Source organism: Mesorhizobium sp. P171375, assembly GCF_057786075.1.
Window position 1 is genome coordinate 1,201,469 of record NZ_JBYNWF010000001.1, and the last position, 26,661, is coordinate 1,228,129.

Consider the following 26,661-nt stretch of genomic DNA (forward strand, 5'->3'; position numbering starts at 1 on the left):
CCTCGGGGAGGAAACCATGGGAAACATCACGCTCAAGAACGTCTCCAAGCATTTCGGATCGACGGTCATCATTCCAGGCCTCGACCTGGTCATCGAGAATGGCGAGTTCGTCGTCTTCGTCGGTCCGTCGGGTTGCGGCAAGTCCACGCTGCTGCGCCTCATCGCCGGCCTTGAGGACACCAGCGGCGGCACCATCAACATCGATGGCCGCGACGTCACCGGCGAGGCGCCGGCCAAGCGCAAGCTGGCCATGGTGTTCCAGTCCTATGCGCTCTACCCGCATATGACGGTGGCCAAGAACATCGGCTTCCCGCTGAAGATGGCGGGCGAGGATGTGGCGACGATCGACAAGAAGGTGAAGGACGCGGCCCGGGTGCTGAACCTCACCAACTACCTCGAGCGCCGGCCCGGCCAGCTCTCCGGCGGCCAGCGCCAGCGCGTAGCCATCGGCCGCGCCATCGTGCGCCAGCCTTCGGCCTTCCTGTTCGACGAGCCGCTGTCCAACCTTGACGCAGCACTTCGCGGTACCATGCGTCTCGAGATCAGCGAACTGCACCATCAGCTCAAGACGACGATGATCTACGTCACCCACGACCAGATCGAAGCCATGACCATGGCCGACAAGATCGTCGTGCTCAACGCCGGCAACATCGAACAGGTCGGCTCGCCGATGGAGCTCTACAAGTCGCCGAAGAACCTGTTCGTGGCCGGTTTCATCGGTTCGCCGAAGATGAACCTGATCGAAGGCGCGCCGGCCGCCAAATACAACGCCAAGACCATCGGCATCCGTCCCGAGCACATGAACATCTCGACCACGGCGGGCGATTGGAAAGCCACTGTTGGTGTTGCCGAACATCTGGGATCCGACACCTTCCTGCACGTCCAGGCCGATGGCGTCGGCACGCTGACTGTGCGCGCCGACGGCGAAATGCCCGTCCGTCACGGTGACACCATTTACCTCACGCCCGACAAGGTTCGGATGCATCGCTTCGGCCCCGACGGAAAGGCGCTGACGCAGTGAGGCTGAAAGGCAAATCGGCGCTGATCACCGGATCCGCGCGCGGCATCGGCAGGGCCTTCGCCGAAGCCTATGTGCGCGAGGGCGCGACCGTCGCCATTGCCGATATCAATCTGGCGGCTGCCGAAAAGACTGCCTCCGAGATTGGCGCCAAGGCCTATGCGGTCAGGCTCGACGTCTCCGACCTCGCTTCGATCGAGGCGGCGGTCAAGGCGGTCGAGACAAAAACCGGCGGCCTCGACATACTGATCAACAACGCCGCTTTGTTCGACCTGGCGCCGATCATCGAGATCACCAAGGCGAGCTACGACAAATTGTTCTCGGTCAATGTCGCCGGCACGCTGTTCATGCTGCAGGCCGCGGCCCGGTCGATGATCGCAAGGGGCAAGGGCGGCAGGATCATCAACATCGCCAGCCAGGCCGGACGGCGCGGCGAGCCGCTGGTCGCTGTCTACTGCGCCACCAAGGCCGCGGTCATTTCGCTCACCCAGTCGGCAGGGCTCGACTTGATCAAGCACCGCATCAACGTCAATGGCATCGCGCCGGGCGTCGTCGACAGCGACATGTGGGATGAGGTCGACGCGCTGTTCGCCAAGTATGAGAACCGGCCGAAGGGCGAGAAGAAGCGGCTGGTCGGCGAGGGCGTGCCTTACGGCCGCATGGGCAAGCCGGAGGACCTGACCGGCATGGCCGTGTTCCTGGCCAGCGATGACGCCGGATACATCGTCGCCCAGACCTACAATGTCGATGGTGGCCAGTGGATGAGTTGAGGGGCGAAGGCACTCTTCTCCCCGTCCCTCCACGGGGAGAAGAGGCCGGGATTACGCAGGCCGCAGCCCGGCCAAAGGGTAAAAGCAGATGACCATGAAACTCTCTTCCTCCATCCTCGCCAAGCTCCCCGCCAAGGTTGCCGGTCCCAGATATGACCGCGCCAGGCTCAAAGCCGGCATCGTCCATTTCGGCGTCGGCAATTTCCACCGCTCGCACCAGGCCGTCTATCTCGACGAACTCTTCAATGCGGGCATTGGTCATGATTGGGCGTTGATCGGCGCCGGCGTCTTCGAGGGCGAGAAAATCGGCCGTGGCAAGCTGCAGGAGCAGGACTGGCTGACCACCGTGGTCGAGCAGGATTCCGACCATATGAGCGCCCGCGTCACCGGCGTCATGATCGACTTCCTGACGCCCGGCGATGCGGATGCCATCATCGACCAGCTTGCCGATCCCGCCATCAAGATCGTCTCGTTGACCATCACCGAAGGCGGCTATTTCATCGATCCGGCCTCCGGCAAGTTCAACCCGACCCATCCCGACATCGTCGCCGACGCGCAGGCCGGCACGACGCCGAAGACGGTGTTCGGCCTCATCCTGGCCGGGCTGATGCGCCGCCGCGCCGACGGCATCGTACCGTTCACCGTCATGTCCTGCGATAACATCCCCCACAACGGCCATGTCACGTCGGACGGCGTCATCGGCCTTGCCCACCTGATTGACGAAGATCTGGCCAACTGGGTCAGCGACAACGTCGCCTTCCCGAATGGCATGGTCGATCGCATCACGCCGGCCACCTCCGATCGCGAGCGCGGCATCCTGGCGACGGAGTTCGGCCTCGAGGACAATTGGCCGGTGTTCTGCGAGCCGTTCAAGCAATGGGTGCTGGAGGACCATTTCACTGACGGCCGTCCGCCGCTGGAGAAAGTCGGCGTCCAATTCGTCAAGGACGTCGCGCCTTACGAACTGATGAAGATCCGCATCCTCAATGGCGGCCATGCCACCATCGCCTATCCAGCAGGACTGATGGACATCCATTTCGTCCATGAGGCAATGCAGGAGCCGCTGGTGCGCGGCTTCCTCGCCAAGCTCGAACATGACGAGATCATTCCGACCGTGCCGCCAGTGCCGGATACCGTGCTGGAGGACTATTACGAGCTCATCGAGCACCGCTTCTCCAACCCGAAGATCGGTGACACCATCCGAAGGCTTTGCCTCGACGGTTCCAACCGGCAGCCGAAATTCATCATCCCAACCATCGCCGACCGGCTGAAAGCAGGCAAAAGCGTTGCGGGTCTCGCGCTGGAATCGGCACTGTGGTGCCGCTACTGCTTCGGCACCACCGACAGCGGCGCCGTCATCGAGGCCAACGATCCGGGCTGGGACCGGCTGCAGGCCACGGCCAAGGCGGCGAAGGACAAGCCCGGCGCCTGGCTTGCGATGGAGGACATCTATGGCGATGTCGGCCGCTCGGCGCCGTTCGCCGAGGCCTTTGCCCATGCGCTCAACGTTCTGTGGGCGAATGGGGCGCGCGCGACGCTGACGCGCTACATCGCCGGCAAGCTCTGACGCGAGCCGCAATGACGCCCGAACTGGTCATCTTCGACTGTGACGGCGTGCTGGTCGACAGCGAGGCGCTGTCTGTCTCGGCCCTGCTTGGCATGATCACGGCTGCCGGCGGTTCGGTCAGCGAGGACGCCGCCTACGAGCACTTCCTCGGCAAGAGCATGAAAAGCGTGCGCGAAATTCTCGGCCGCGATTTCGCGATCGACATCACCGACGGTCAGCTGACCGACATGCGCGTCGAACTGATGCGCAAATTCCGTGAGGAGCTGAAACCGATACCCGGGATCAGGGAGGTCCTGCCGAAACTGGGCGCACCTTGCTGCGTCGCCTCCTCGGGCACGCTCGACCGCATCCGCTATGCGCTCGACGTCACCGGCCTGCTTGGCCTGCTCGAGCCACATCTGTTCAGCGCCGCCATGGTCGCGCGCGGCAAGCCGGCGCCCGATCTTTTTCTCCACGCCGCCGCCTCGATGCGGGCCCATCCGAGCAGCTGCCTTGTCGTCGAGGACAGCCCGGCCGGCATCGCCGCGGCCCGGGCCGCCGGCATGCGCGTCTTTGCCTTCACCGGCGGTTCGCACGCCGGCAACCCGGCCTTGAAAGCGCGGCTTGCGTCGAGTGAACCGGACTTTATATTCGCTGACATGCTGCAATTGCCCGATCTGATTGCAGGCCTGGGAGCGAGAGTAAAAGCATCTTGACGAAAAGCTTCGTTTGCGCGGTCGATGTCGGCACCGGGAGCGCCCGCGCGGGCATTCTCGACACGTCAGGCACCTTGCTCGGCCGCGCCGAGCATCCGATCGTCATGAACCAGCCGAAGGCCGATCACGCCGAGCACAATTCGCAGGATATCTGGTCGGCAGTGTGCATCGCGGTGCGCGCCGCGCGCGAAAAGGCCGGCGTGTCAGCTGAAGACATTGTCGGCATCTCGTTCGACGCCACCTGCTCGCTGGTGGTGCTGAACAGGGATGGCGGCCAGCTCAGCGTGTCGGTGACGGGGGAGCGGCGCTGGGACACCATCGTCTGGCTCGACCATCGCGCCATTGCCGAAGCCGACGAGTGCACGGCAAGCGGCCACGCCGTGCTCGACTATATCGGCGGCGTCATGTCACCGGAGATGGCGACGCCGAAGCTGATGTGGCTGAAGCGCAATCTGCCCGGCACATGGCATGAAGCCGGCTATCTATTTGATCTCACCGATTTCCTGACCTGGAAGGCGACCGGTTCGCTGGCGCGTTCGCAATGCACGCTGACCGCCAAATGGACCTATCTGGCGCATGAAGAAACCGGCTGGCGGCGCGATTTCTTCGAGACCGTCGGGCTTGGCGATCTTTTCGAGCATGGCAATCTTCCGGAGAAGGCAAGCGCGGTCGGCGGCGATATCGGCACGCTCTCGGCCGATGCGGCGGCCGAGCTTGGCCTGACCGAGAACTGCCGGGTCGGCGCCGGCGTCATCGACGCCTATGCCGGCGCGCTCGGCGTGCTCGGCGGCTTTGCCGGCGATCAACAGAATATCGGCCGGCATCTGGCGCTGATCGCCGGCACCTCGTCCTGCGTCATGGCAATGTCGCCCGACCCGCAACCCTTTGCCGGCGTCTGGGGTCCCTACTATGGCGCCGCACTTCCAAAACTCTGGCTATCGGAAGGCGGCCAGTCAGCCACCGGCGCGCTGCTCGACCACATCATCCGCTGGCATGGCGCCGGCGGCGAGCCGGATGCAGCCATGCATGCCAAAATTGCCAGGCGCGTCGCCGAACTGCGCGCCACCGAGGGCGACAAGCTCGCCGCCAGGCTGCACGTACTGCCGGATTTCCATGGCAACCGCTCGCCCCTTGCCGATCCGCATGCCGTCGGCGTGGTCAGCGGGCTGACGCTGGATTCCTCCTTCGACAGCCTGTGCAAGCTCTATTGGCGCACCGCCGTCGGCATCGCGCTCGGCGTGCGCCATGTGCTGGAGGCGCTGAACGAGAACGGCTACTTGATCGACACGCTGCATGTCACCGGCGGCCACACCAAGAACCCGTTGCTGATGGAGCTCTATGCCGACGCCACCGGCTGCGCGGTGATCGAGCCGCTGGCCGACGAAGCGGTGCTGCTCGGCACCGGCATGGTCGCAGCCACCGCCGCCGGACTGTTTCCGGACCTGAACGCCGCTTGCGTCGCCATGCAGCAAGGCGGCAGAACGCGGGCCTCGAACCCGGCCGCTTCAGGCCGCTTCGACCGCGACTACAAGATCTTTCTCGAAATGCACCGGCAGCGGCAGGCGCTCGACGCGATCAGCTAGGCTTCTGCGCTCTGCGCAAGGATACACCTGACGTCGCGTCGAACAGGTGGACGCTCTCCTCCTCGAATGTATAACGCACCGGCGCGCGCAACGCCGGGCATTCGCGGGCCGGCACCAGCGCGCTGACCTCCTTGCCGCCGCAGGCGAACGTCACCAGTGCGTCATTGCCATGGAACTCGATGAGATCGGCGGTGCCTTGCAGGAGGTTGGTGCTGTCCCCGGCGTCGGCGGTCTTCAGGTCCGGAGGCCGGACCCCAAGCACCGCGCGATGGACGCCTCGCAGGTCGAAACCGGAGCCTTCGATGGAAAAGGTCGTGCCGGCGCCGGTCAGCGCCCAGCGGTCGTCCTTTTGACCGACCGCCACGTCAATGAAATTCATGTTCGGCGTGCCGATGAAGCCGGCGACGAACAGATTGCCCGGCTGCCTGTAAATCTCCGCCGGCGAGCCGATCTGCGCGATGACGCCGCCCTTGAGCAACACGATGCGGTCTGCCAGCGTCATCGCTTCGAGCTGGTCGTGGGTGACGTAGACGGTGGTGGTCTTCAGCGACTGATGCAGCCGGGCGATCTCGACCCGCATATGGTTGCGCAGCTTGGCATCGAGATTGGACAGCGGCTCGTCGAACAAAAACACTTTTGGCGTCTTGATCATGGCGCGCGCAATCGCCACGCGCTGCTGCTGGCCGCCGGAAAGCTCCGTCGGCTTGCGGGCGAGGTAAGGTTCGAGGCCCAGCGTCTTGGCCACAGCCTCGACCCGCTTCTGGATCTCGGCCGCGGGCACCTTCTGCCGCTTGAGGCCGAAGGCGATGTTGTCGAAGATCGTCATGTGCGGGTAGAGCGCATAGTTCTGGAACACCATGGCGATGCCGCGATCGCCGGGTTCGAGATCGTTGACCACTCTGCCGCCAATCGACACCTCGCCGCCGCTGATATCCTCCAGCCCGGCCAGCATCCTCAACAAGGTCGACTTGCCGCAGCCGGAAGGCCCGAGGAAGACGACGAACTCATGCTCCTCGATGCTGAGGTTCAGGTCGCGGATGACGGTGGTGGCGCCGTACGCCTTGTCGACATGGGAACAAACGATCGCGGACATGATCAGCCCTTCTCGCCGGTGAGCAGGATTTGCAGCTTGACGTCTTGCGGGTTGCCTTGCGCCGCCCGCTCGAAGGCCTCGATGCTGTCGGCAAAAGCATAGGTGCCGGTGATCAGCGGCTTGAGGTCGACCTTGCCCGAAGCGATCAGCTGCAGCGCGCGGTCGAAGATGTTGGCGTAGCGGAACACCGTCTCGATGCGCACTTCCTTGGAGATCGCCGCCGGCACGTTCAGGCTGACCGGCTCGACCGGCAACCCGACCAGCACCACAGCGCCGCCGGGCCGCACGACATCGAACAAATTGGCGAAAGCCTTCGGGCTGCCGCTCGCCTCGAAGACGATGTCCGCGCCCCAATTGTCGGTAGCGGCGGCGACCGTATCGACCAGCGATTGCTCGCCGATATTGACCGGCACGATGCCGGCATATTGCGCGGCGATCTCGAGCTTGGGCGCGGAGAAATCGGAGATCAGCACCTTCGAGCAGCCGCCGGCAAGGGCGGCAAGCGCGATCATGATGCCGATCGGCCCGCAGCCGACGACCACGGCGACATCGCCCGGGACAATGCGGGCGCGGCTGGCCGCCTGCATGCCGATGGCAAAGGGCTCGACCATCGCGCCTTCGGCAAAGGAGACATTGTCCGGCAGCCTGTAGGTGAAGGCGGCCGGGTGCACGGCGTAAGGCGCAAGCACGCCATGCACCGGCGGCGTCGCCCAGAAGCTGACATCAGGATCGACATTGTAGATGCCAAGCCTGGTCGCGCGCGACGACAGGTTCGGAACGCCCGGCTCCATACAGACGCGGTCGCCGATCTTGAACGTCTCGACATTGGCGCCGACCTCGACGATCGTTCCCGCAGCTTCGTGGCCGAGCACCATCGGCGCCCGCACGACATAGCTGCCGATGGCGCCATGCGTGTAATAGTGCACGTCGCTGCCGCAGACGCCGACCGTGTGGATGGCGATTTTGACGTCGTCCGGTCCGACGTCGAGCGGCAGCGCGATCTCGCGCAGCGACAGTTCGCCTTTTTTCTCAAGCACCAGTGCCCGCATCGGTCAGTCCTCGCATCAAGTCTTTTTTTGCCGGAAAACGGAATTCAGGAAGCCGCTGAGCACGCCGAGGAAAAGCAGCGGCGGCAGCGACAACAGCACGACCGAAGCGTTGAGGATGCCCCACGGCACGTTCATGCCTTGCTGGGACAATTCGGAAGCGACGATCGGCAAGGTCTTGGCGTTGGAGCTCGACAGCATCAGCGCGATCAGGAACTCGTTCCACACCAGCACGAAGCTGAAGGCCACGGCCCCGATCAGCGAGCGCGCCGCAACCGGCAGCGCGATCCGCCAGAACACCGAATAGGCGCCGTAGCCGTCGACAAAGGCGGCTTCCTCGATTTCCTTGGGCACGGCCTGGAAAGCAGGGATGGCGAGCCACATGATCACCGAGATGGTGAGCAGCGAGTAGGTGACGATCAGCGCCGGCAGCGTGTCGTAGAGGCCGATCTGCAGCCAGATCACCATCAGCGGAATGGCGACCGCAACCGGCGGCAGGAAGCGCAGCGACAAAACGAAGAACTGGATGTCGCCGGCAAAGCGGTTGGGATAGCGCGCCACCGCATAGGCCGCCGGCAGGCCGAGCACGACGCCGATCAGCACCGCGCAGCCGCAGGCGATGACCGAATTGTATAGCCCGGTCATGACACTGTCGCGGCCGATGATGTAGCGGATGTTGTCGAATGTCGGCGAAAACACCAGGCGCGGCACGCGGGTAATGATGTCGACATTGTTTTTTAGCGAATTGAGCGCCGTCCAGGCGAGTGGAAACACCGCCATGAAACCGGCAAACGCCAGGATGGTCTTGCCGATGATCAGGCCTAATCTTGTGCGACGGGGCCTCATGCCTGCACCCGCTTCCACAGCATGGTGAAGGTGATGACGGTGGCGATCATCATCAGCACCGCCATGGCCGAGGCGTAGGACACCTTGCCGGATTCGATGAAGCCCTGCGAGAAGGCGTACATGTCGAGCGTTTCGGTCGCCACGCCCGGCCCGCCGCGCGTCATCACATAGATCAGGTCGAAGGAACGCAACGACTCGATCATCTTGACGAACATCAGGCTGATCAGCGGCGCCTTCAGCATAGGCAAGGTCACATAGGCATGGATCTGCCAGCGTTTGGCGTGGTCGAGCCGCGCCGCCTCGATCGGCTGCGGTGGCAAGGTCTCCAAAAGCTTCAGCACGATGACGGCGAAGAACAGCCCCCACTGCCAGACATCGACCGAGGCGACGGCAAACAAGGCCGTCGACGGCTTCGACAGCGGATCGAAGATCAGTCCACCGGTGATGAGCCGGTAGGGGTAGGTGGCGATGCCGTAGAGCGGATGATAGGCGAACTTCCACACGAAGGCTGCCGATACGCGCGGCAACAGCACCGGGATGATGAACAGCAGACAGTAGATGTTACGCAGCCGCGGCGACGCCGCTTCGAACATCAGCACGCCGAGCCCGATCGCCACCACCATTGTCGCCACGACGGTGACGATTTCCCATTTCACCGACACCCAGACGGCGTTGAGGAAACGCCGGTCGAGGAACAGATCGATGAAGTTCGACAGCCAGACGCAGGAATAGTCCGACGAGCTCAGTTCGCGGTTCTGCAGCGCGATGACGATGGCGTAGAGCGTCGGCACCATCGACAGCACCAGGAGAATGGCGAGCGTCGGAACCAGAAACGTCACGGGCAGGGAAGAGCGTCGGCGCATTGCCTATCCTCGGGCTATGCCTTTCGGGGGGAGACCCGCGGCGCACAGGTCCCGGCATCCAATCGAATGCCGTGGACCGCGCGCCGCGGGCGGGAGGATTACTTCTTTTTCATCAGCTCGTTGGCGTAGGCCTCGAGCTCGTCGAGACCGCCCTTGACGTCGGTGCGCGTGCCGGTGACCAGCTCTTCCAGGATGATGCCCCAGCGGTCGCCAAGATCCGGCCAGCGCGGATCCTGCCAGAAGTTGACGGCCGTCACCTTGCCGGTCTCGGCCAGCGCCTGGCCGAGATCGGCGCCATAGATGTCGGCGAACTCCTTGCTGGACAGGATGCTGGTGCGGTTGAGCTCGCCGAACTGGTGCGCGTCGAGCCGGCGCTTCTCATTCTCCTTCGACGTCGCCCAGGCGATGAACAGGCCGGCGCATTTCTTCGAGGCGTCATCGGCATTGGCCTTGGCAGCAATGGCGAGCCCATGGCCGTAACCGCCGCCGGTCAGCGGCGAAGGCGGTGGCAGGAAGCCGATCTTGCCGACCACTTGCGACGTCTTGGGGTCGACCGCCATACCCGACAGCGGTGTGGATTCGACGAGGATGGCGACCTGGCCCGACAGGAACGCGCCGGTCGATTCATCCCAGCTGCCGGTCTGCGTGCCGGGCGCCGAATCCTTGAACAGCTTCAGGTACGTCTCGGTCGCCTTGACGGCAGCCTCGGAGTTGAAAGCCGGCTTGTCGCCGTCGAACCATTTGCCGCCATAGGCCTTGAAGAACGGCATCCAGCGCCAGACATTGGCGCCCGAGCCCCGCGCTCCGCGAAGTGCAATGCCATACATGCCCTTGTCCGGGTCGGTCAGCTTCGGCACGTCGGCTATCAGCTCGTCCAGCGTCTTCGGCGGCTGGATGCCGGCGGCTTCCAGCACATCCTTGCGATAGACCATCAGGTCGCCGCCGCCGGTCAGTGGCGCGAACCAGACCTTGCCGTCGTAGGTGGCGACCTTCTGCCGGCCCGGATCGAAATCGGCATAGTCATAGTCAGCCGGATAATAATCGGTCAGCGGCACGATCCATTTCGACGAGGCGAACAGTGCGACATTGGCTTCGTCGACGTAGTAGACGTTGTAGTTGCCGACAGTGGACGCATCGGCGCGCGATTTTGCCCGGCGATCGTTCTCGTTGAGATAGTCGATCTGGAAGCTGGCGCCGGCCAGTTTCTGGAATTCGTCCTTGGACTCTTCCAGCAGCGTCAGGCCGTCGCGCGGCTGCGCCAGCACCTTGACCGGTGCCGAGCAGACCGGCGCCGCCAGCGCCATGGTCGAGAGGGTGGTGGTGAGCATGAAAGCTGCGCTTAAGCTCGCAGCGAGCCGAATTGGTTTCATTGATTTTCTCCTCCAGGAACAGTCGCAGGAAGCGGAAGTCCTCGGTTGCGCGATCCTCGCCATCGCCCGAGCGACAAGCCACCCATCGCCAAAATGAGGAGTTGCTAAAGGCCGCGCTAGAAGCCCCGTTGCAGCAGACCTGTACTTTTATGCATTGTGCGCTGCAAAATCGGCTCCTCGGGGACGGTGTCCGTCAGATGAGTACCGATGGGTCGGGATGGCCGGTTTTCAGGCGCGCATCGTCAGCCGCTGCCGCGACAGCTTGCGATAGGATGACGGCGTCATCCTGTGCTTGCGCAGAAAGGCGCGGTTGAAGTTGGAGATGTTCATATAGCCGACTTGGAAGCAGATGTCGGTGATCGGAATATCGGTGTCGGCCAGCAGCTTGCAGGCCTGCCAGAGCCGAAGCTTGGCGATGTGGTCGCTGAAGGAGTTGCCGGTGTTCTTCTGGAAGAAGCGCGAAAACGTGCTTTCGCTCATGCCGGCCAGTTCCGCCACCTCCGGCAGCTTCAGGTCCTCGGCGAAATGCTGGAACAGATAGGTCAGCGTGCGCTGGATGATATCAAGCGAGGTTGCATCGAGGGCGGGTGAGAAATCCGGCGACGACAAAAGTTCGTATTCGTCGGTCCTGGCCAGCAGGTCGACCAGCTCAAGGAACAGGCAGAGCCGGGCGAGCCCGTGCACCGTGCCCATCCGCTCCATCAGCGCGGCGCCTTCGAGCGCGGTTTTGCCGTGAAAGACGATGCCGCGCAGCGACCGCTCCAGGAACGGCTCCAGCTCGCGCAGTTCCGGCAGCAGCCCGGCCGATCCGCGCAGCCTTTCGGGATCGAACTGCAGAACGATGTCGCGGCCTTCGATCAGCTCGCCGGGTTGCACCGACGTCACCCAGTCATGCGGCAGCCCGCCGCCGACAATAGCCAGATAGCCCGGCCCGAACTCGCCGATATGGTCGCCGACCAGCACGACGCCGGAGGATTTCCGCAAGAGATGGATTTCGTACTCCGGATGGAAATTCCAGACATTGCGCTCCCAGGGATAGTCGTCGAGTCGCCACAGAAAACTGTCGCTCGCCTCGGTGACGATATGCTCGAAGGCAGGCACCGTGCGCGGGATCGCGGCCGTATTCTTTCTGCGCCTGAATGCCATCGTCTGCTCTCCGGGCGAATCCGGATGCGGTCCGGTCGCCGCTCGTTCCTAGAGCAATTCCAGGAAAAGTGTGAGCGGTTTTCCCGGGAAAAGCGCGTAGCGCTTTCCCTTGGGAATTGCGTAAAAACAAAGAGATAGAGCGGTTTCACCGTTTCCCTGAAACGGTGAAACGCTCTAGTCTGTCGCCGGCAAGTGAGATCTCTATCTTCACGACGTCAGCGCCGGCTCTCGATGATCTCGATGAAACGGGCGAACAGCCCGGCCTGGGATTTGATGCCGAGCTTGCGGTGGATGTTGCGGCGGTGGACCTTCACGGTTCCCGGCACGATGCGCAACGCTCTCGCGATCGACTCGGTGGAATGCCCCTGCAGCACCAGGTCGACGACATGCTTTTCGCGCGGGGTCAGCGACAGGCTCTCCCAAATGTGGGCGCGGTCGAACTCATTGACCGCGGCGATCGTCTCGTCTTGCTCCGCTTCGTCAGGCTCGTCGGCCGCGAGAGCTGGCCAGCGCAACCGGGCGAAACCGATCACCGCCGGCGCCATGTCGCGCAGCAGCCTGGCATCGGCGGTGCCGAAGGCCCCCGAGGCCTGCAATCGCATCAGCGACAGCACCAGCGCATCCTTGCCGGGCAATGGCACGAAGAAGCCGAGCTCCTCGGCGAGTCTTGTCTGGCTGTAGTAGGTGCGAAAATACTCGCTGGCATAGAAGCGGTCGGGCGCCAGTTCGCGCATGCGCCAGAACCCCTCCTTGCGCTCGACGGCCGCGTGGTGGAACGGGTCGAGCAGATAGGGGCCTTCCTGATAGAGCGTGACGAAGACATGACTTTCGGCCGGCGAGAAGGTTTCGAACAGCAGCGACGGACGCGCCGCGCCGCGATAACCGAAGATCACGCAGTGGTCGAAGCTGACATGCTGCCTCAGCCAATTGACCATCGCGCTGCCGAACAGGTCGCCGCTGGTCTCTCGCGTCGCCGCGACAAGCGCAGCGAGCAGGGCGTATTCGTCGCTGCGGGACACACTCAACCTATACCCCCTTAAACGAGAAAATACATCAGATATACCACCTACGAGGTATATACTAGCCACCGTTGGCTCTGGTAGCGTCGTGAAATAGCCCTGTTGCTGGAGGCCAGCACTTTGACCGCAGTGCCCGACATTGAGTTTCGCGGCGTCACCAAGCGCTATGGCGCGGTGACCGCGGTCACCGGCATCGATCTCGCCATTCCGCCCTCCGCCTTTGTCGCCCTGCTCGGCCCGTCCGGCTGCGGCAAGACGACATGCCTGCGCATGATCGGCGGCTTCGAGCAGCCGAGCGAGGGCCAAGTGTTTATCCGCGGCCAGGACATGGCCGGTACGCCGCCCTATCGCCGGCCGGTCAACATGGTGTTCCAGCAATATGCGCTGTTTCCGCATCTCGATGTGGAAGCCAATGTGTCTTACGGACTGCGTCAGGCACGGCCACGGCTGTCGTCGCAGGAGATCGGCCGGCGCGCCGGCGAGGCGCTCGAAATGGTGCGGCTCGCCGGCTATGGCAGCCGCAAGATCCACGAACTCTCCGGCGGCCAGCAGCAGCGTGTCGCGCTGGCGCGCGCGCTGGTCAACAAGCCCGCGGTGCTGCTGCTCGACGAGCCGCTGGCGGCGCTCGACAAGAAGCTGCGCACCGACATGCAGATCGAGCTGCAGAACCTGCAGCGTGAGATCGGCATCACCTTCGTGCTGGTCACCCACGACCAGGAGGAAGCGCTGTCGATGAGCGATTTCGTCTGCGTCATGAATGGCGGCCGCATCGTTCAGCTCGGGCAACCGAACGAGATCTATGACGAGCCGGCCGACCTGTTCGTCGCCGATTTCGTCGGCAAGACCAATCTGTTGAGCGGCAAGGTCGCCGGGCATACAGGCGACCTGGTCAATGTGGCGCTCGCCGACGGCACCGTCATTGCCGCGCGCAAGCGAACCGCCTTGCAGCAGGGCGAGGCCGTTTCGGTCAGTCTGCGTCCGGAATCGCTTAGCCTCGGCGCCACGGAAGGCGGCCCGTTCAAAGGCATCGTCCGCAACCGCATCTTCCTGGGTTCGACCGCGGAATACGCCATCGAGGTCCAGGGCATCGGAACGCTGCTGGCCAAGGCCGACCATGTGATCGGCCATGGCAATCTCTTCAAGCCGGGTGAACCCGTCGCCATCGGCTTTGCCTCCGGGACGCCGCTGGCGTTTCCGGAGATCAAGAACAACGGGACCAACCAGAGGGTAGCAAAAAATGTCGAAATCATATCGTGACGGACTGCCGATAAGCCCTGAGAACTTCGTCGACCAGCTGATGCGTTTGAAGCGCGGCTCGATCGGCCGCCGCGACTTCCTCGGCCTCACCGGCCTGGGCATCGCAACCGCGGTGATGGCGCGCGAGATCGGCATCATGCCGACGCCGGCCTTTGCCGCCGAAAACCTTGGCGACCGCATGTCGATCGCCACCTGGCCGAACTACCACGACCCGCAGACCTTCGAAAACTTCAAGAAGGACACCGGCGTCGCCGTCGACGTCAACGTCTTCGGCTCCAATGAGGAGATGCTGGCCAAGCTGCAGGCCGGCGCTTCGGGCTGGAGCCTGTTCGTGCCGACCAATTACACCATCTCGACCTACAAGAAACTCGGCATCATCGATCCGCTCGATATGGCGAAGCTGCCAAATTTCGACGGCTCCCAGGAAGACCCACGCTTCACCTCGGAAGGCACGATCGACAGCACGACCTATGCGGTGCCGAAGAACTGGGGCACGACCGGCTTTGCCATCAACACCAAGAAGCTGGCCAAGCCGATGACCAGCTGGAAGGAGTTCTGGGACGTCGCCATGGCTGAGGGCGATGGCCGCACCATGGTGCACGACTACCAGCTGACCACCATCGGCAACGCGCTGAAATATTACGGCTATTCCTTCAACTCGCTGAAGCCCGACGAACTTGCCAAGGCCGAGGAACTGCTACTCAAGGTCAAGCCGCACCTGTTCGCGGTGTCGTCCGACTATCAGCCCGGAATGCGGGCGGGCGACGCCTGGATGACCATGTGCTGGACGAATGAGGGCGCGCAGTTGCATCGCGATATCCCAGAGATCGCCTATGTGCTGGGCAACGAGGGTGGCGAGGTCTGGACCGACTTCTACGCCATCCCGAAGGACGCGCCGAACAAGCCTGCCGGCTATGCCTTGCTCAACTATCTGATGACCCCTGAGGTTGCGGTGAAGGAGCATCTGGCCAATGGCGCGCCCTCGACCGATGCACGCGTCAACAAGCTGCTGCCCAAGGAAGTGCTGGACAATCCGATCCTCTATCCGGCGGCCGACCTTTTGACGCCGCTGGAATTCGGCGCGGCGGCGACGCTGACCGACCCCGGTCGCGCCGAGCTGATGGCACGCTTCAAGTCGGCTTGAAGCCGGCCTGAAGGAGACAAGCAACCGGCGGGCACATGTCCGCCGGCATCGGGGCGGTTTTTCATGCACGGCAACAGATTTCGGCATAATATCCTGACAGCGCTGCTGCTCGCTCCGGCTACAGCGTGGCTGGTGGTGTTTCTGGTATTGCCGTTCATCGCCATTGCCGTGTTCAGCGTCGGCGAGCGGGCGCCGGAGGGCGGCTACCAAGCCGCGTTCACGCTGGCGCAATACGCCAACCTTCCGGCGCGGGCGACCGCTTTCTGGAACACGATGATGCTGGCGCCGGTGGGCGCGCTTGCCTGCCTGCTCGTCGCCTACCCGGTCGCCTATTACCTTGCCTTGAAGGCGCCGCAACGCTGGCGGCTGATCCTGCTTGCGCTCGTCGTCATTCCGTTCTGGACCAGCCTTCTGATGCGCACCTATGCCTGGATGTACATTCTGGGCGGACGCGGCATCCCGGCGCTGCTCGCCTTTGTCGGCATCGAGGATGTCAGGCTGATCAACACGCCGGGCGCCGTTCTGCTCGGCATCGTCTACGGCTATCTGCCGCTGATGATCCTGCCGATCTATGTCAGCCTCGAACGGCTCGACCGGCGGCTGCTGGAAGCCTCCGCCGATCTCGGCGCGACGCCGCTCTCGACATTCCTGGGCGTGACCCTGAAGCTTTCGCTGCCCGGCGTGATGACCGGCTTCTCGCTGGTCATGATCCTGCTGCTCGGCGAATACCTGATCCCGACGCTGCTTGGCGGCGGCAAGGTGTTCTTCATCGGCAACGCGCTGGTCGACCTGTTCCTGCAGTCGCGCAACTGGCCGTTCGGATCGGCCATTGCGATCATGCTGGTGGCGGTTTCGGTGGCGGTGCTGATTGCTGCCAACCGCATTTCGACACGGGTGTCGGGCGCCCGCAGGGTGGACCTGATCTGATGCGCGCCTTCGTCACCGCCGTCTTCGCCTTCCTCTATCTGCCGATTGCGCTGGTCGTGCTGTTCTCCTTCAACGCCGGCCGTCATGCCAGCGAGTTCACCGGCTTTTCGGTGCAGTGGTATGGCACCGCGCTGTCGAACCCGTTCCTGGTCGAGGCGCTGAAGAACAGCCTGTTCATCGCCACCACCAGCGCGCTTCTGGCGGCGGTGTGCGGCACCGCGGCGGCACTCGGCCTGGCGCGGGTCGGGTTCAGAACCCGCGCCGTCTTCGACGCGCTGATGGGTGCCGCGATCGTCGTTCCCGGCGTCGTCATCGGCATTTCCACACTGGTTGCGCTCGTCCAGCTGTTTGGCGTGCTCAACCCGTTCCTCGCCTCGATCTGGCCTGACGACCAGCCGCCGCGCCTGTCGCTCGGCTATGGATCGATCATTGCCGCGCATGGCCTGTTCTCCATGGCACTGGTGACGATGATCGTCGGCACGCGTCTCGCCAGCCTCGACCGCAATCTGGTCGAGGCATCGAGCGATCTCTATGCCACGCCTCTGACCACCTTCCGCTCGATCGTGCTGCCGCAGATCATGCCGGCGGTGGTCGCCGGCTTCCTGCTTGCCTTCACCTTCTCCTTCGACGATTTCATCGTCGCCTTCTTCGTTGCCGGCGCGCAGACGACACTGCCGATTTATGTCTTCGCCTCGATCCGGCGCGGCGTCACGCCGGAAATCAATGCCATTGCGACGATCGTGCTCGTCGCCTCGGTCCTGCTTGTGGTGCTTGCCCAATGGCAGCTGCGCCAGCGCAAGCCGGCAAACTGAAAGCCGCATCATGATCCTCAAAGACCGCATCGCCGTGGTAACGGGCGCCGGCTCCGGCATCGGCCGCGCCGGCGCCATGATCATGGCCAGGGAGGGCGCGGTCGTGGTCATCGCAGACCGGGATCAGGCCAGCGGCGAGGTGACGGCTTCCGACATCCGCGCGGCTGGCGGGCGGGCAGAAGCGATCGCGACCGATGTCGCTGACGACACGGCTGTCGAGCAACTCATTGGTGGCACGCTCGACAAGCACGGGCGGATCGACATCCTGCACAATCATGCCGGCATCCAAGTCGGCGGGGCGCTGACCGAGGTCGAAGTCGATGGCATGGATGCGTCCTGGCGCATCAATGTACGGGCGCAGTTTCTGGCCGCGAGGATCGTCATGCCGGCAATGGTCGCGCAAGGTGGCGGCGTCATCCTCAACACGGCCTCGAATTCCGGCGTATTCTACGACCGCGAGATGATTGCCTATGCCACCTCCAAACATGCGGTGGTGGCGATGACCAGGCAGATGTCGCTGGACTATGCCCGGCATAATGTCCGCGTCAACGCGCTCTGCCCCGGCTGGGTCGATACGCCCTTCAACGAGCCGTTCATCGCCCAGATGGGCGGACGCGAAGCGATTGAGACCTATGTCCGCACCAATATCCCGATGGGTCGCTGGGCCAGCGCCGAGGAGATCGCCGAAGCGATCCTGTTCCTCGTCTCCGACCGCTCATCCTTTATGACCGGCCAGGCACTGGTCATCGACGGCGGCGAAAGCATCGGCTGATCCAAGGACGGCCGGATGGGAGGGTCTCGCGTCTCTGGCTCAATCTCTGCCTGTCCCTCCTCGCTTGCCTTAATGTGGCATTTCGTCCAATAGAACGGCACAAACGCCGCGAAACCGAAGGTTTTGCCGTTTGGAAGTGCGGCTTCCGGCCTATTGCCGACGCGCCGCAATCGGAAAGAGCAGGACAATGTCTGCGATCGAAGCCGGCGCTCGTGCGCCGGAAAATCTTTGGCGTCAGGAAATCAGGGCGACGCTGGCGCTCGCCTGGCCGATGGTGCTGACCAATCTCGGCCAGACCGCGATGACGGCCACCGACGTCATGATGATGGGGCGTCTGGGCGCAGACACGCTGGCCAGCGGCGCGCTCGGTGCCAACCTTTATTTCATGCCGCTGATCTTCGGCCTCGGCCTGATGCTGGCGACCTCGCCGATGATGGCGACCGAGCTTGGCCGCCGCCGCCATTCCGTGCGCGACCTGCGCCGCACCGTGCGCCAGGGCCTGTGGCTGGCGATTCTGATCGCCATCCCGATCTGGATCTTCCTCTGGCATGGGGAAGCCATTCTGCTGGCCATGGGACAGGAGCCGGCGCTCGCCCATCAAGCCGGTATCTATCTGCATTGGCTCGAATGGGCGGTGCTGCCTTTCTACGGCTATATCGTGCTGCGCTCCTTCATCTCGGCGTTGGAGCGGCCGGGCTGGGCGCTGGTCATCGTCTTCGTCGCCGTCGCCTGCAACGCCTTCTTCAACTGGGTGTTCATGTTCGGCAATCTCGGGATCAGCTCGATGGGCATTGCGGGCTCAGGACTTGCCACGATGTTGTCGAGCATGCTGATGTTCGTTGGCCTGGCGGCGGTGGTGATGCTGGAAAAGAAGTTCCGCCGCTATCGCCTGTTCGGCCGCTTCTGGCGCGCCGACTGGCCACGCTTCAAGGGCCTGCTGCGGCTCGGCCTGCCGATCGCCGGCATCCTCGCCTTCGAGGTGACGATCTTCAATGCGGCCGCCCTGCTGATGGGCCTGATCGATGCGGATTCGCTGGCCGCGCACGCCATCGCCATCCAGATTGCCTCGATCTCCTTCATGGTGCCGCTCGGCCTCAACCAGGCGGTCACGGTGCGCGTCGGCCTGGCCCACGGCGCCGGCAATCCGGCAGGCGTTTCACGCGCCGGCTGGACCGCTTTCGTCATCGGCGTCTCGTTCATGGCGCTGATGGGGCTGGTGATGGTGCTGTGGCCGCATCTGCTGATCAGCGCCTTCATCGATATGACCGATCCGGTCAATGCAAGAGTGATCGCGCTTGCCGTGTCGTTCCTGGCCTTTGCGGCGCTGTTTCAGATTTTCGACGGCGCGCAAGCCGTTGCCGCCGGCATGCTGCGCGGCCTGCACGACACCAAGGTGCCGATGATCTATGCCGCCGTCGGCTATTGGGGCATCGGCCTGCCGCTCGGCGTGTTGCTCGCCTTCCATTTCGGCCTGCACGGCGTCGGCATCTGGATCGGCCTGGCGTCGGGTCTGGCGGTGGTGGCGGTGCTGCTCCTGGCGCGCTGGCTCAGGCGCGACCGCATCGCGCCGCCGCTCGTCTTCAGCCATTGATGGCGCACCAATCGGTCCGCCTATTGCCCGAAGCAGTCAATGCAGAGCAGATGTCTGATGTCGCCTTTTGGGCCAGAAGCGGATTGGCGGCTTCGGGCCATGGATATTCAATAGCGGACCTTCGCGACCGGTGCGAGCGTAGTCTTTTAGCTGACCCTCCGATGCCGTTCAGCCTCCGTCTCAGAACGTCTTAATCGGGGGCGAAACGCGACCTTCGGATAAGCGTTCACGAATTCAGCAAAGGCTGGGTTTGACCGCCATAAACTGACATCGCTCTAGGGTCGGAATGATTGACTCCGACCATCGCATCGCGACGTTACTCGCGGAGCGCTTTGGAGCGATATCAGCTTGGACAGTTCCCGCCGTCGCCTTTTTCAGGAAGGAAGAAACGTCGCCGCTCGCAAGCGGTCAATTCGCGTGGAACAGTCTGCTTGGCGTGGTCGATGAGGTCTTGGGGGGTGTGGAAGACGCGAATTATTCGGACGCTCTCTTCTCCGGACACGATTGCGATCCTCGTTCCATCGGAACCGAAAGCCGCGCGCATCAGCGCCGGTCGGTTGGCCTTTTCCTCCCGTCTGGCAAGCACTGCGATCTCGCGCCCCGACTGCGCCCCCCAGAGCCTGACCGTGCGATCCTGCGACGACGCCGTCACGACATATAAACCGTTAGGACTGAATTGCGCGCTGTCTACTGCGCCGCTGTGACCCCTGAGAACGACCTTTTCTGTTCCTGCCGAAACGCTCCAGATCCGGACGGTTCCATCGCGTGAGGCAGTTAGGAGAGACTGACCGTCCTGGCTGAACGCGACGGCTGTTAGCTCGTCGCTGTGACCCTTCAGCGTCGCGACATTGTTTCCGTCCTTGATCGACCAGATCCGCGCGGTGTGGTCGAGCGAACCCGTGACAGCCAGTTGGCCGTCTGGACTGAATGCCGCCGCGGTGATTCGGTTCTGATGCCCGATTAGAACCTTGAACTCAGTTCCGTCCGTCCTCAGAAGGTGCGCAGCGTTGTCATCCGTTGCGGTAAGGACGAGAGCCCCGTCCGGGCTGAAAATGGCCTGTGGCAATTTCGCGCTCGTCTTCACGACGGCCAATTCGGTGCCGCTCGCCGCATCCCACAATTGTGCGGTACCGTGGATCGAATCCGCCTCCAAGAGGTCTCCGTCGGGACTAAACTGAACGTGAAGTAGCCCGTCATTGGATTTAAACTGCGTGACCTCGCGTTTGCTCGCGACGTCCCAAACAAGAACTCGGCCACCCAGAGACGCTGTTGCCAATCGACTTCCATCAGCGCTGAACGTTGCGCTTTGGACAATTTCATGTGTGTCAAGCTCGGCTATCTGACGTCCGGTTACAACATCCCACAGATCCGCTGCGCTATCCCCACCTCCAGTCAAAAGGTGCACATTGTCGGGACTGAAGACCGCAAAGGTCGGCGGATATTCGTGGTGGAGCGCAGTCGTCAGAACCCCGTCGATATCCCAGAGCCGAGCGGTGCCATCGTGCGATGCAGTGAGAAGAACGCTGTTGTCAACTGGGCTGAATTCCACGTGCTCGACCAAGGCATCGTGGCCAATGATGGTGGTGAGCAGCGACGCGCGCTCGACGTTCCAGATACGAATCGCGTTATCGATAGAAGCAGTAGCCAGGAATCGATCGTCTTGGCTGAAGACGCTGTTCATCTCCTGATCGCGCTCATCCGGGGCCATGTAACTTAGTTGGAGCCCCGAGGATTCCTGGCCAAGCACCCCTAGCAATCTGCCCGAGATTCCGTCCCAGAGTCGGGCGGTACCATCGAGTGATGCCGTCGCAATTCGACGGCCGTCGTGACTGAACACTACGCCTTGTAATTGTGTGTCGCTCTTATGACCGGCCAATGTTGCAATTTCCATGCCTTTCGACACGTCCCAAAGGCGCGGGGGGTAAGGGCTTGAAATTGGGCCTCGAGAGCTTATCAGGATCCGGCTTCCGTCCGGGCTGAATGTGACACCGTATATCCAAGTGGTGACGTGCAGCGTCCGGTTCAGCCTGCCATCATTCGCATTCCAGATAAGAACGGTGTTGTCTGCAGTTGCGAAGCTCTGGCCATCGGGACTAAAGCTCGCCAGGGGGTCTCCACGGCTCTCTACACTCAGAACTTTCCTTCCGGTTTGAGCGTCCCAGAGTGATGCATTGCTGTTCGCACCCGCTGTCAGCACCCGGGTGCCGTTCGGACTGAAAATTGCAGTAGGAAGATTCCCGACCGGCTGAAGTACAAAAAGCTGCTCCCCTGAGATGGCGTTCCAGATGCGCGCGGTGCCGTCTCTAGCAGCTGTAATGACGCGGCTTCCGTCCGGGCTGAACTCCGCTCTCTCCACGGCGCCTTGGTGGCCCTTCAGAACTGCAGTCTCGGTACCATTCGGGACATCCCAAATGCGTGCGGTCTTGTCGTAGGATGAGGTGACAATGCGGTCGCCGGCCCGATTGAAAGCTGCATGTGTTACACCGGCGTCGTGGTGGAAGATCGTCGTCTGACGGTGCGTTAGCAAAGCCTTGTAAAGTGCGGCCTCCGCTTCAAAGAGATACGGGCGTCTGTCTGCAGATGTACCCGTCGGCAACGCTTCCAGCGCAAGCAAGATTGCGGCCTCGGTATCACCACTCACTGCGGTTTGTTGCGAAAGAAACGCAAGTGAAAGAGACTGGTTGCGGAGCGCTTGGTCGCGCGCTTCAAGGGCCTTGCTCTCGGCCGACCTGGCCTTGTCCGCGCTCATTTGCGCCAGCGCCGCCTGCCGCATTGCTTCCTGCTGCCCTCTGAACCCAACGAATGCTCCTGCTCCAGCCAAGAGAGCCAACACCGTCGCGACAATGGCCGCATAGCGCGTCCGTCGCGCCAGCTGTATCGCAGCGGTCGCCGCGAGATCCCGACGCTCGGCCTCTCCCGCGAGCCGGTCGGCCTCGCGCTCCAAGCGTTCGCGTTTTGCCGCTTCAGCAGCCTCGATCAGTGCCCGCTCTGCCTGCCGGTCCTTCTCCTCTCTCTCCTTCTGGGCACGCGACGACGCCTCGATGTATTCAACGACTTGATCGTCGACCTCCTCACGTCTCGACAGCAGCAATTCCTCACCCTCGGCGAGCCGCTTGCCGGACGGCAACAGAAGCTCGCGGTTCTCGTTGTCCGAGTGCCATCGGTGGGCGTCAGCCTTAAGCCGAGCCCGCGTCTCAAGGAAGCTCCTATTCGCGTTGACAATGTCGCTGGCGCGCGGCCAACGGCTGAGCAGCGCCTCATGTGCCACGCGGACGAAGACATGGCCCGCAGGGTCCTCATCACTGACCAGGAGCCGGGTGGCGATCAGCGCGTCGACGAGAGTCAATCGTGCCGGCGTCCCCGCGACTTTGCTGAGCAGGACTGGACTTGCCGTAACCGTTTCATCACCCGGACGCACCGTGGTGAGAGCGCGTAGCACCGCGGGCAATGCCTCCTGGATGTCGGGCGGGAGCGCGTCGACGACTTCATCGGCGCGGCGCGCGATCGCCCCTTCGAGGCCGCCAAGCGCACGATATGCAGCAAAGGTGAGGATCCGGCGCTCCCGACCCACCTCGTACAGCGCATCGAGAACGAATTCGAGAAGCGGCAACGATCCGGGATCGGCGGCTGCCGCGTCCTGCAGCACATCATCGAGCCGCCCGAGATCGGCGCGCTCCTCGAAGCGGAGCCCGGCAGCGCGAGCTGGCTCGCGAATGATCTGGGCGATCTCAGGGCCCGTCGGCGGCAAGAGCTCATAGCTGCCAAGCCCATCCTTCAGCGCCGAGAAGCCTCGGACTTCGCCGCAGCGGTGAAAGAAATCCGACCGGATCGTCGCAATCACCCAGACCAGTCCGCTGCCGGCGAACGCCGCCAAGAGCCGCAAAAGCGCTTCGCGCGACGCTGGTTCCTTCTCCGTCGTGAACAGTTCCTCTGTCTGATCAATGGCGATCAGTAATCGTATTTGTGAGAGGGACGAGCCAGCCGCGGCGGCTGCTCTGCCGAGTGCATGGCGGACCAGAGTCAGCACGCGATCGGGAGAACTTCGACAGAGTTGAGTGAGTTCAGCCGCTGTCAGTTCGAGAGCCAACTCGGGCAAAGCAGCTTCGCAAAGCAGTCCCGCGGCCAACGAGGCGACAGCATCAGGCCCTTCGGACGGGCGGATCAGGCAACGGCGCCACAAACTGATGCCGACCACTGCGCCGGATCGGGTGATTGAAGGCATCAGCCCGGCGCGCAGAAGTGAAGACTTGCCGGAGCCACTCATCCCGTAGATGAGCAAAAATGCTTTGCCGTTGGCTGCCAGCTGCTCCAGCCTTTCGGTGCAAGCGGCAATCGCCCGCGCTCTGCCGAAGAAGAGGTCGGTGTTTTCAAATTCGAAGACGTCGAGACCGCGAAAGGGCGACCTGACCTCTTCCTCCGAAGCGAGGGGTACGCGATAGACGTGCACAGGTCGGGCGATATTCTTCACTTTGTGATCGCCAAGATCAATGAAATCGAGCGACAGCCGATCGCGAGCCTGTGTATAGATTGCTTCGGATACACATATCCCGCCTGGGTGAGATAACGCTTCCAGACGCGCGGCGACATTCACGCCCTCGCCCATGAGGTTGTTACCCTCTACGACGACATCGCCAAGGTTGATCCCAATGCGAAATCGCAGGCGGTCTGGCTCGGGGAGGCCGGCGTTCTGTCTATCGATCTCCAACTGGATTTCGGTAGCACACCGCAGCGCCTCGACGGGGCTTGCGAACTCCGCGATGACACTGTCTCCGGCGCTGCCGAACACCCGTCCCTCATGGTGCACAATCAGCCGGTCAATGATCTGTCGATAGTCCCTCAGGGCCGCAAGCGTACCTTCCTCATCCCTGCCTATCAGCCGGCTGTAGCCCACCACATCGGCCGCAAGGATGGCAGCCATTCTCCGCTGAACGCGATCCACGGTCATAGTCAGCTCCTGCGAGAACATCCTAGAGGAAATAGCGGCTGATGAGGAGAGAGACCGCTTGACTGTTTCAAGTGACGGTGTCGGCGGAACTCGGCCCCGCTTGCTGCGGCGCGACCGCATCGCGCCGCCGCTCGTCTTTAGCCATTGAAAACAAAAAGCAGACCGTCCAATTTTGGATGGAGGGCTATCGCTAAAGCTGCGGTTGGCTACTGACCCAACCTAAGCCTTGCCACCGTTCGGCCAGCCTCTCCCCTAGTCAAAGCTGATAAGGTAGATTGTCGCATCGGGATGAGGCGATGCAACACTCATTTGGACAATTCGAACTGGATGAAGCTGCCCGCAAGCTGTCGCTAAGCGGCGTTGGGCAGAAGATCCAGCCGCTTGTCTTTGATTTGCTGGTGTACCTGGTGCGCAACGCCGGCAGGGTGGTGCCCAAGGACGAATTGATGGACGCTCTTTGGCCGGATGTTATCGTGACTGAAGCATCGCTTCAGCGCGTGGTCAGCCTCACTCGAAAGGCGCTTGCAGCCGGTGGCCTGCAGGACGCGATACACAGCTACGTTCGCCACGGCTATCGCTTCGCCATCGATGAACCGGGACTGGGGTATGTCCGGCCTGCCTCGTTGCAAGGGGACGACATGCTTGCCGAGGCCCGCAGGCTGGCAGCCCTGCGCGACTGGAGCGCGGCTGCAAAACTTTTCGCGCATTTGGCGGACAATGAAGATCTCTCTCCTGCTGATGTCGATCTCTGGGCTCTGGTCGTCGAATGTGGTGGGCGACCGACCGAGGCGATCCCTGTGCTGGCCCGCGCGGTGGCGGCTCATGTCGAGGCCGGCGACTTGGCCCGCGCCGCCAGATCCGCTGTCACGCTCGCAAAGATCCAGGCCGAGCGCGGATCAGGTGCCGTTGCAGAGGGATGGCTGGAACGTGCTGCGTCGCTTCTGTCTCAGTCGCCGGACGATGCTACGCAAGCATATCTGCTGTGGATGAGGTCGCGCCTTGCATCCTCGGGCGGCCGTCCCGAGGAAGCGCTGCAGCTGGCATCAGCCGCTTACGCGATAGCTGAAAATTGCGACGATCCCGGCCTGCGGGCTCTGACTTTGACATACAAGGGGTTTTTCAATCTCGCCCTCGGCAAGATCGAGGAGGGCAGCGAGCAGCAAAACCATGCGGCGGCGATCGCGTTGTCGAGCCAGGTCGACCCGATCACCGGTAGCCTGGTTTACTGCAATATCCTCTGGAGCTGCAGGACATATGCCGATTGGCCCCGTGCCCGCCAGTGGAGCGAAGGCTTCGAAAGCTGGTGCACCGCAAGTTTTGCGCAGACCTCGGGCGCGTGTGACCTTCATCGTGCCGAAGTGGTCGCGGCGCAGCAGATCTTGCCTGAAGCCCTGACCTGCATAAACGACGCGCTTCCCAAACTCTCAGCGGAGGAATCCTGGTCGCTCGGTGAAGGCTTCCGCGTTCGCGGCGATATCTTTGCCATGATCGGCGACCTCACATCGGCGCGCGCCGACTACGACCAGGCTTATGCACTGGGCTGGGACGCGGAGCCGGGCAATGCCGTGCTTTTGTTCGAAACAGGCGATCTGGACGGGGCGCTTGCCGCGCTCGACCGGGCTCTGCAAGGGATGTCGTGGTTCCATCTGCAGCGGCGCGGAAACCTGCTGGTGAACGCAGCCTGCATTGCGGCGCGCGGCGGGCGCTCAGCCCAGGCGTCAATCTATCTCAACGAAATCGATGCACAGCCAGAACGCTGGCGGCAACCGGCAACGCAGGCCTTGATAGCCGAAACCAAGGCAGCACTTTGCGAGCCAGACGACCCGAACGGCAATCGGCTTCTGCTGTTGGCCCGGCAGCTCTGGACCAGCGCAGGCGTCGAATATCACGCGGCAAGGGTTCGGCTGCAGCTCGCCAGCGCCTTGTTGCGTACAGGCGACGCCAGCGGTGCGAAAGTGGAGATCACCGCGGCAGAGAGATCGGCCCGCCACCTGGGATCACGGCGCCTGGAAGAGGAAGCCGCAACGCTTCGCCACAGCTTTTCGCGCGAGAGCCAGCCGCCCGGCGATGGCTCCATGCAAGAACTCACCCTCTGATCCTGCCTGCCTCCTGATCGAGCTATCGGCGGTGGCAGCGAAAGATCAGCCAGAGATCAGGTCCCGATAAGGACGATCAGTCCCCCTCGAAGGTAATTTTT

The 26,661-nt window shown here is 62.9% G+C and carries 20 protein-coding genes; 12 read left to right on the forward strand and 8 right to left on the reverse strand.

Features of this window, described 5'->3' with window-relative positions:
- The first annotated feature begins 16 nt into the window (after window positions 1-16).
- The 5 genes from ACYHH6_RS06025 (at window position 17) to ACYHH6_RS06045 (ending at window position 5,633) form a co-directional block, all read left to right on the forward strand.
- On the forward strand, window positions 17-1,021 hold the full coding sequence (locus ACYHH6_RS06025) for an ABC transporter ATP-binding protein (RefSeq protein WP_112560003.1): 1,005 nt from the start codon (window positions 17-19) through the stop codon (window positions 1,019-1,021).
- On the forward strand, window positions 1,018-1,788 hold the full coding sequence (locus ACYHH6_RS06030) for an L-iditol 2-dehydrogenase (RefSeq protein ID WP_352582653.1): 771 nt from the start codon (window positions 1,018-1,020) through the stop codon (window positions 1,786-1,788). The genes ACYHH6_RS06025 and ACYHH6_RS06030 overlap by 4 nt, the downstream gene beginning before the upstream one ends.
- Window positions 1,789-1,876: 88 nt before the next feature.
- Window positions 1,877-3,355, forward strand: a complete 1,479-nt coding sequence (locus tag ACYHH6_RS06035) for a mannitol dehydrogenase family protein (RefSeq protein ID WP_352582651.1) — start codon at window positions 1,877-1,879, stop codon at window positions 3,353-3,355.
- Between the two features lie 11 nt (window positions 3,356-3,366).
- Complete coding sequence (locus ACYHH6_RS06040) at window positions 3,367-4,050, forward strand: HAD family hydrolase (protein WP_203277611.1); 684 nt, start codon at window positions 3,367-3,369, stop codon at window positions 4,048-4,050.
- The gene (locus ACYHH6_RS06045) at window positions 4,047-5,633 is read left to right on the forward strand and encodes an FGGY-family carbohydrate kinase (protein WP_352582649.1); all 1,587 of its coding nucleotides are present in this window, start codon (window positions 4,047-4,049) and stop codon (window positions 5,631-5,633) included. The genes ACYHH6_RS06040 and ACYHH6_RS06045 overlap by 4 nt, the downstream gene beginning before the upstream one ends.
- Here the strand turns inward: ACYHH6_RS06045 and ACYHH6_RS06050 are convergent.
- The 7 genes from ACYHH6_RS06050 to ACYHH6_RS06080 form a co-directional block, all read right to left on the reverse strand.
- Window positions 5,626-6,726, reverse strand: coding sequence for an ABC transporter ATP-binding protein (locus ACYHH6_RS06050; protein WP_352582647.1), 1,101 nt, complete (start codon window positions 6,724-6,726; stop codon window positions 5,626-5,628). The two genes, ACYHH6_RS06045 and ACYHH6_RS06050, sit on opposite strands and share 8 nt — an antisense overlap.
- Window positions 6,727-6,728: 2 nt before the next feature.
- Window positions 6,729-7,775, reverse strand: a complete 1,047-nt coding sequence (locus ACYHH6_RS06055) for an NAD(P)-dependent alcohol dehydrogenase (protein WP_352582645.1) — start codon at window positions 7,773-7,775, stop codon at window positions 6,729-6,731.
- Between the two features lie 15 nt (window positions 7,776-7,790).
- Window positions 7,791-8,618, reverse strand: a complete 828-nt coding sequence (locus tag ACYHH6_RS06060) for a carbohydrate ABC transporter permease (RefSeq protein ID WP_352582643.1) — start codon at window positions 8,616-8,618, stop codon at window positions 7,791-7,793.
- Entirely contained in the window at window positions 8,615-9,481 is an 867-nt protein-coding gene (locus ACYHH6_RS06065) for a carbohydrate ABC transporter permease (RefSeq protein ID WP_352582642.1), read from the reverse strand. Before ACYHH6_RS06065 ends, ACYHH6_RS06060 begins: the two co-directional genes overlap by 4 nt.
- A gap of 98 nt (window positions 9,482-9,579) precedes the next feature.
- On the reverse strand, window positions 9,580-10,851 hold the full coding sequence (locus tag ACYHH6_RS06070) for an ABC transporter substrate-binding protein (RefSeq protein WP_352582640.1): 1,272 nt from the start codon (window positions 10,849-10,851) through the stop codon (window positions 9,580-9,582).
- Between the two features lie 228 nt (window positions 10,852-11,079).
- Window positions 11,080-11,997, reverse strand: coding sequence for an AraC family transcriptional regulator (locus ACYHH6_RS06075; protein ID WP_352582638.1), 918 nt, complete (start codon window positions 11,995-11,997; stop codon window positions 11,080-11,082).
- A 215-nt stretch (window positions 11,998-12,212) separates the two neighbouring features.
- Entirely contained in the window at window positions 12,213-13,016 is an 804-nt protein-coding gene (locus ACYHH6_RS06080; protein WP_352583276.1) for a response regulator transcription factor, read from the reverse strand.
- A 120-nt stretch (window positions 13,017-13,136) separates the two neighbouring features.
- On the opposite strand from ACYHH6_RS06080, the gene ACYHH6_RS06085 reads away from it, so the two are divergent.
- From ACYHH6_RS06085 to ACYHH6_RS06110, 6 genes are all read left to right on the forward strand, one after another.
- Entirely contained in the window at window positions 13,137-14,273 is a 1,137-nt protein-coding gene (locus ACYHH6_RS06085; RefSeq protein WP_352582636.1) for an ABC transporter ATP-binding protein, read from the forward strand.
- Window positions 14,254-15,417: an ABC transporter substrate-binding protein gene (locus tag ACYHH6_RS06090; RefSeq protein ID WP_352582634.1), complete on the forward strand. Its 1,164-nt coding sequence runs from the start codon at window positions 14,254-14,256 to the stop codon at window positions 15,415-15,417. The genes ACYHH6_RS06085 and ACYHH6_RS06090 overlap by 20 nt, the downstream gene beginning before the upstream one ends.
- Window positions 15,418-15,480: 63 nt before the next feature.
- Window positions 15,481-16,344, forward strand: a complete 864-nt coding sequence (locus ACYHH6_RS06095; RefSeq protein ID WP_352582632.1) for an ABC transporter permease — start codon at window positions 15,481-15,483, stop codon at window positions 16,342-16,344.
- Entirely contained in the window at window positions 16,344-17,156 is an 813-nt protein-coding gene (locus ACYHH6_RS06100; RefSeq protein WP_352582630.1) for an ABC transporter permease, read from the forward strand. The genes ACYHH6_RS06095 and ACYHH6_RS06100 overlap by 1 nt, the downstream gene beginning before the upstream one ends.
- 10 nt (window positions 17,157-17,166) lie before the next feature.
- Complete coding sequence (locus ACYHH6_RS06105; RefSeq protein ID WP_352582628.1) at window positions 17,167-17,928, forward strand: SDR family NAD(P)-dependent oxidoreductase; 762 nt, start codon at window positions 17,167-17,169, stop codon at window positions 17,926-17,928.
- Between the two features lie 187 nt (window positions 17,929-18,115).
- The gene (locus tag ACYHH6_RS06110) at window positions 18,116-19,519 is read left to right on the forward strand and encodes an MATE family efflux transporter (RefSeq protein WP_352582626.1); all 1,404 of its coding nucleotides are present in this window, start codon (window positions 18,116-18,118) and stop codon (window positions 19,517-19,519) included.
- Between the two features lie 343 nt (window positions 19,520-19,862).
- Here ACYHH6_RS06110 and ACYHH6_RS06115 read toward each other — a convergent pair whose 3' ends face one another.
- Entirely contained in the window at window positions 19,863-24,464 is a 4,602-nt protein-coding gene (locus ACYHH6_RS06115) for an nSTAND1 domain-containing NTPase (RefSeq protein ID WP_352582624.1), read from the reverse strand.
- Window positions 24,465-24,739: 275 nt separating this feature from the next.
- Here ACYHH6_RS06115 and ACYHH6_RS06120 point away from each other — a divergent pair, with 275 nt between their 5' ends.
- Window positions 24,740-26,560, forward strand: a complete 1,821-nt coding sequence (locus ACYHH6_RS06120) for a winged helix-turn-helix domain-containing protein (protein ID WP_352582622.1) — start codon at window positions 24,740-24,742, stop codon at window positions 26,558-26,560.
- Window positions 26,561-26,661: the final 101 nt, after the last annotated feature.

Excerpts from the sequence above, each read along its gene's own strand:
- ACYHH6_RS06025 (WP_112560003.1), top strand. The coding sequence starts at position 17 with ATGGGAAACATCACGCTCAAGAACGTCTCCAAGCATTTCGGATCGACG.
- ACYHH6_RS06035 (WP_352582651.1), top strand. The coding sequence starts at position 1,877 with ATGACCATGAAACTCTCTTCCTCCATCCTCGCCAAGCTCCCCGCCAAG.
- ACYHH6_RS06040 (WP_203277611.1), top strand. The coding sequence starts at position 3,367 with ATGACGCCCGAACTGGTCATCTTCGACTGTGACGGCGTGCTGGTCGAC.
- ACYHH6_RS06050 (WP_352582647.1), bottom strand. The coding sequence starts at position 6,726 with ATGTCCGCGATCGTTTGTTCCCATGTCGACAAGGCGTACGGCGCCACC.
- ACYHH6_RS06055 (WP_352582645.1), bottom strand. The coding sequence starts at position 7,775 with ATGCGGGCACTGGTGCTTGAGAAAAAAGGCGAACTGTCGCTGCGCGAG.
- ACYHH6_RS06060 (WP_352582643.1), bottom strand. The coding sequence starts at position 8,618 with ATGAGGCCCCGTCGCACAAGATTAGGCCTGATCATCGGCAAGACCATC.
- ACYHH6_RS06065 (WP_352582642.1), bottom strand. The coding sequence starts at position 9,481 with ATGCGCCGACGCTCTTCCCTGCCCGTGACGTTTCTGGTTCCGACGCTC.
- ACYHH6_RS06070 (WP_352582640.1), bottom strand. The coding sequence starts at position 10,851 with ATGAAACCAATTCGGCTCGCTGCGAGCTTAAGCGCAGCTTTCATGCTC.
- ACYHH6_RS06075 (WP_352582638.1), bottom strand. The coding sequence starts at position 11,997 with ATGGCATTCAGGCGCAGAAAGAATACGGCCGCGATCCCGCGCACGGTG.
- ACYHH6_RS06090 (WP_352582634.1), top strand. The coding sequence starts at position 14,254 with ATGTCGAAATCATATCGTGACGGACTGCCGATAAGCCCTGAGAACTTC.
- ACYHH6_RS06095 (WP_352582632.1), top strand. The coding sequence starts at position 15,481 with ATGCACGGCAACAGATTTCGGCATAATATCCTGACAGCGCTGCTGCTC.
- ACYHH6_RS06100 (WP_352582630.1), top strand. The coding sequence starts at position 16,344 with ATGCGCGCCTTCGTCACCGCCGTCTTCGCCTTCCTCTATCTGCCGATT.
- ACYHH6_RS06105 (WP_352582628.1), top strand. The coding sequence starts at position 17,167 with ATGATCCTCAAAGACCGCATCGCCGTGGTAACGGGCGCCGGCTCCGGC.
- ACYHH6_RS06110 (WP_352582626.1), top strand. The coding sequence starts at position 18,116 with ATGTCTGCGATCGAAGCCGGCGCTCGTGCGCCGGAAAATCTTTGGCGT.
- ACYHH6_RS06115 (WP_352582624.1), bottom strand. The coding sequence starts at position 24,464 with ATGACCGTGGATCGCGTTCAGCGGAGAATGGCTGCCATCCTTGCGGCC.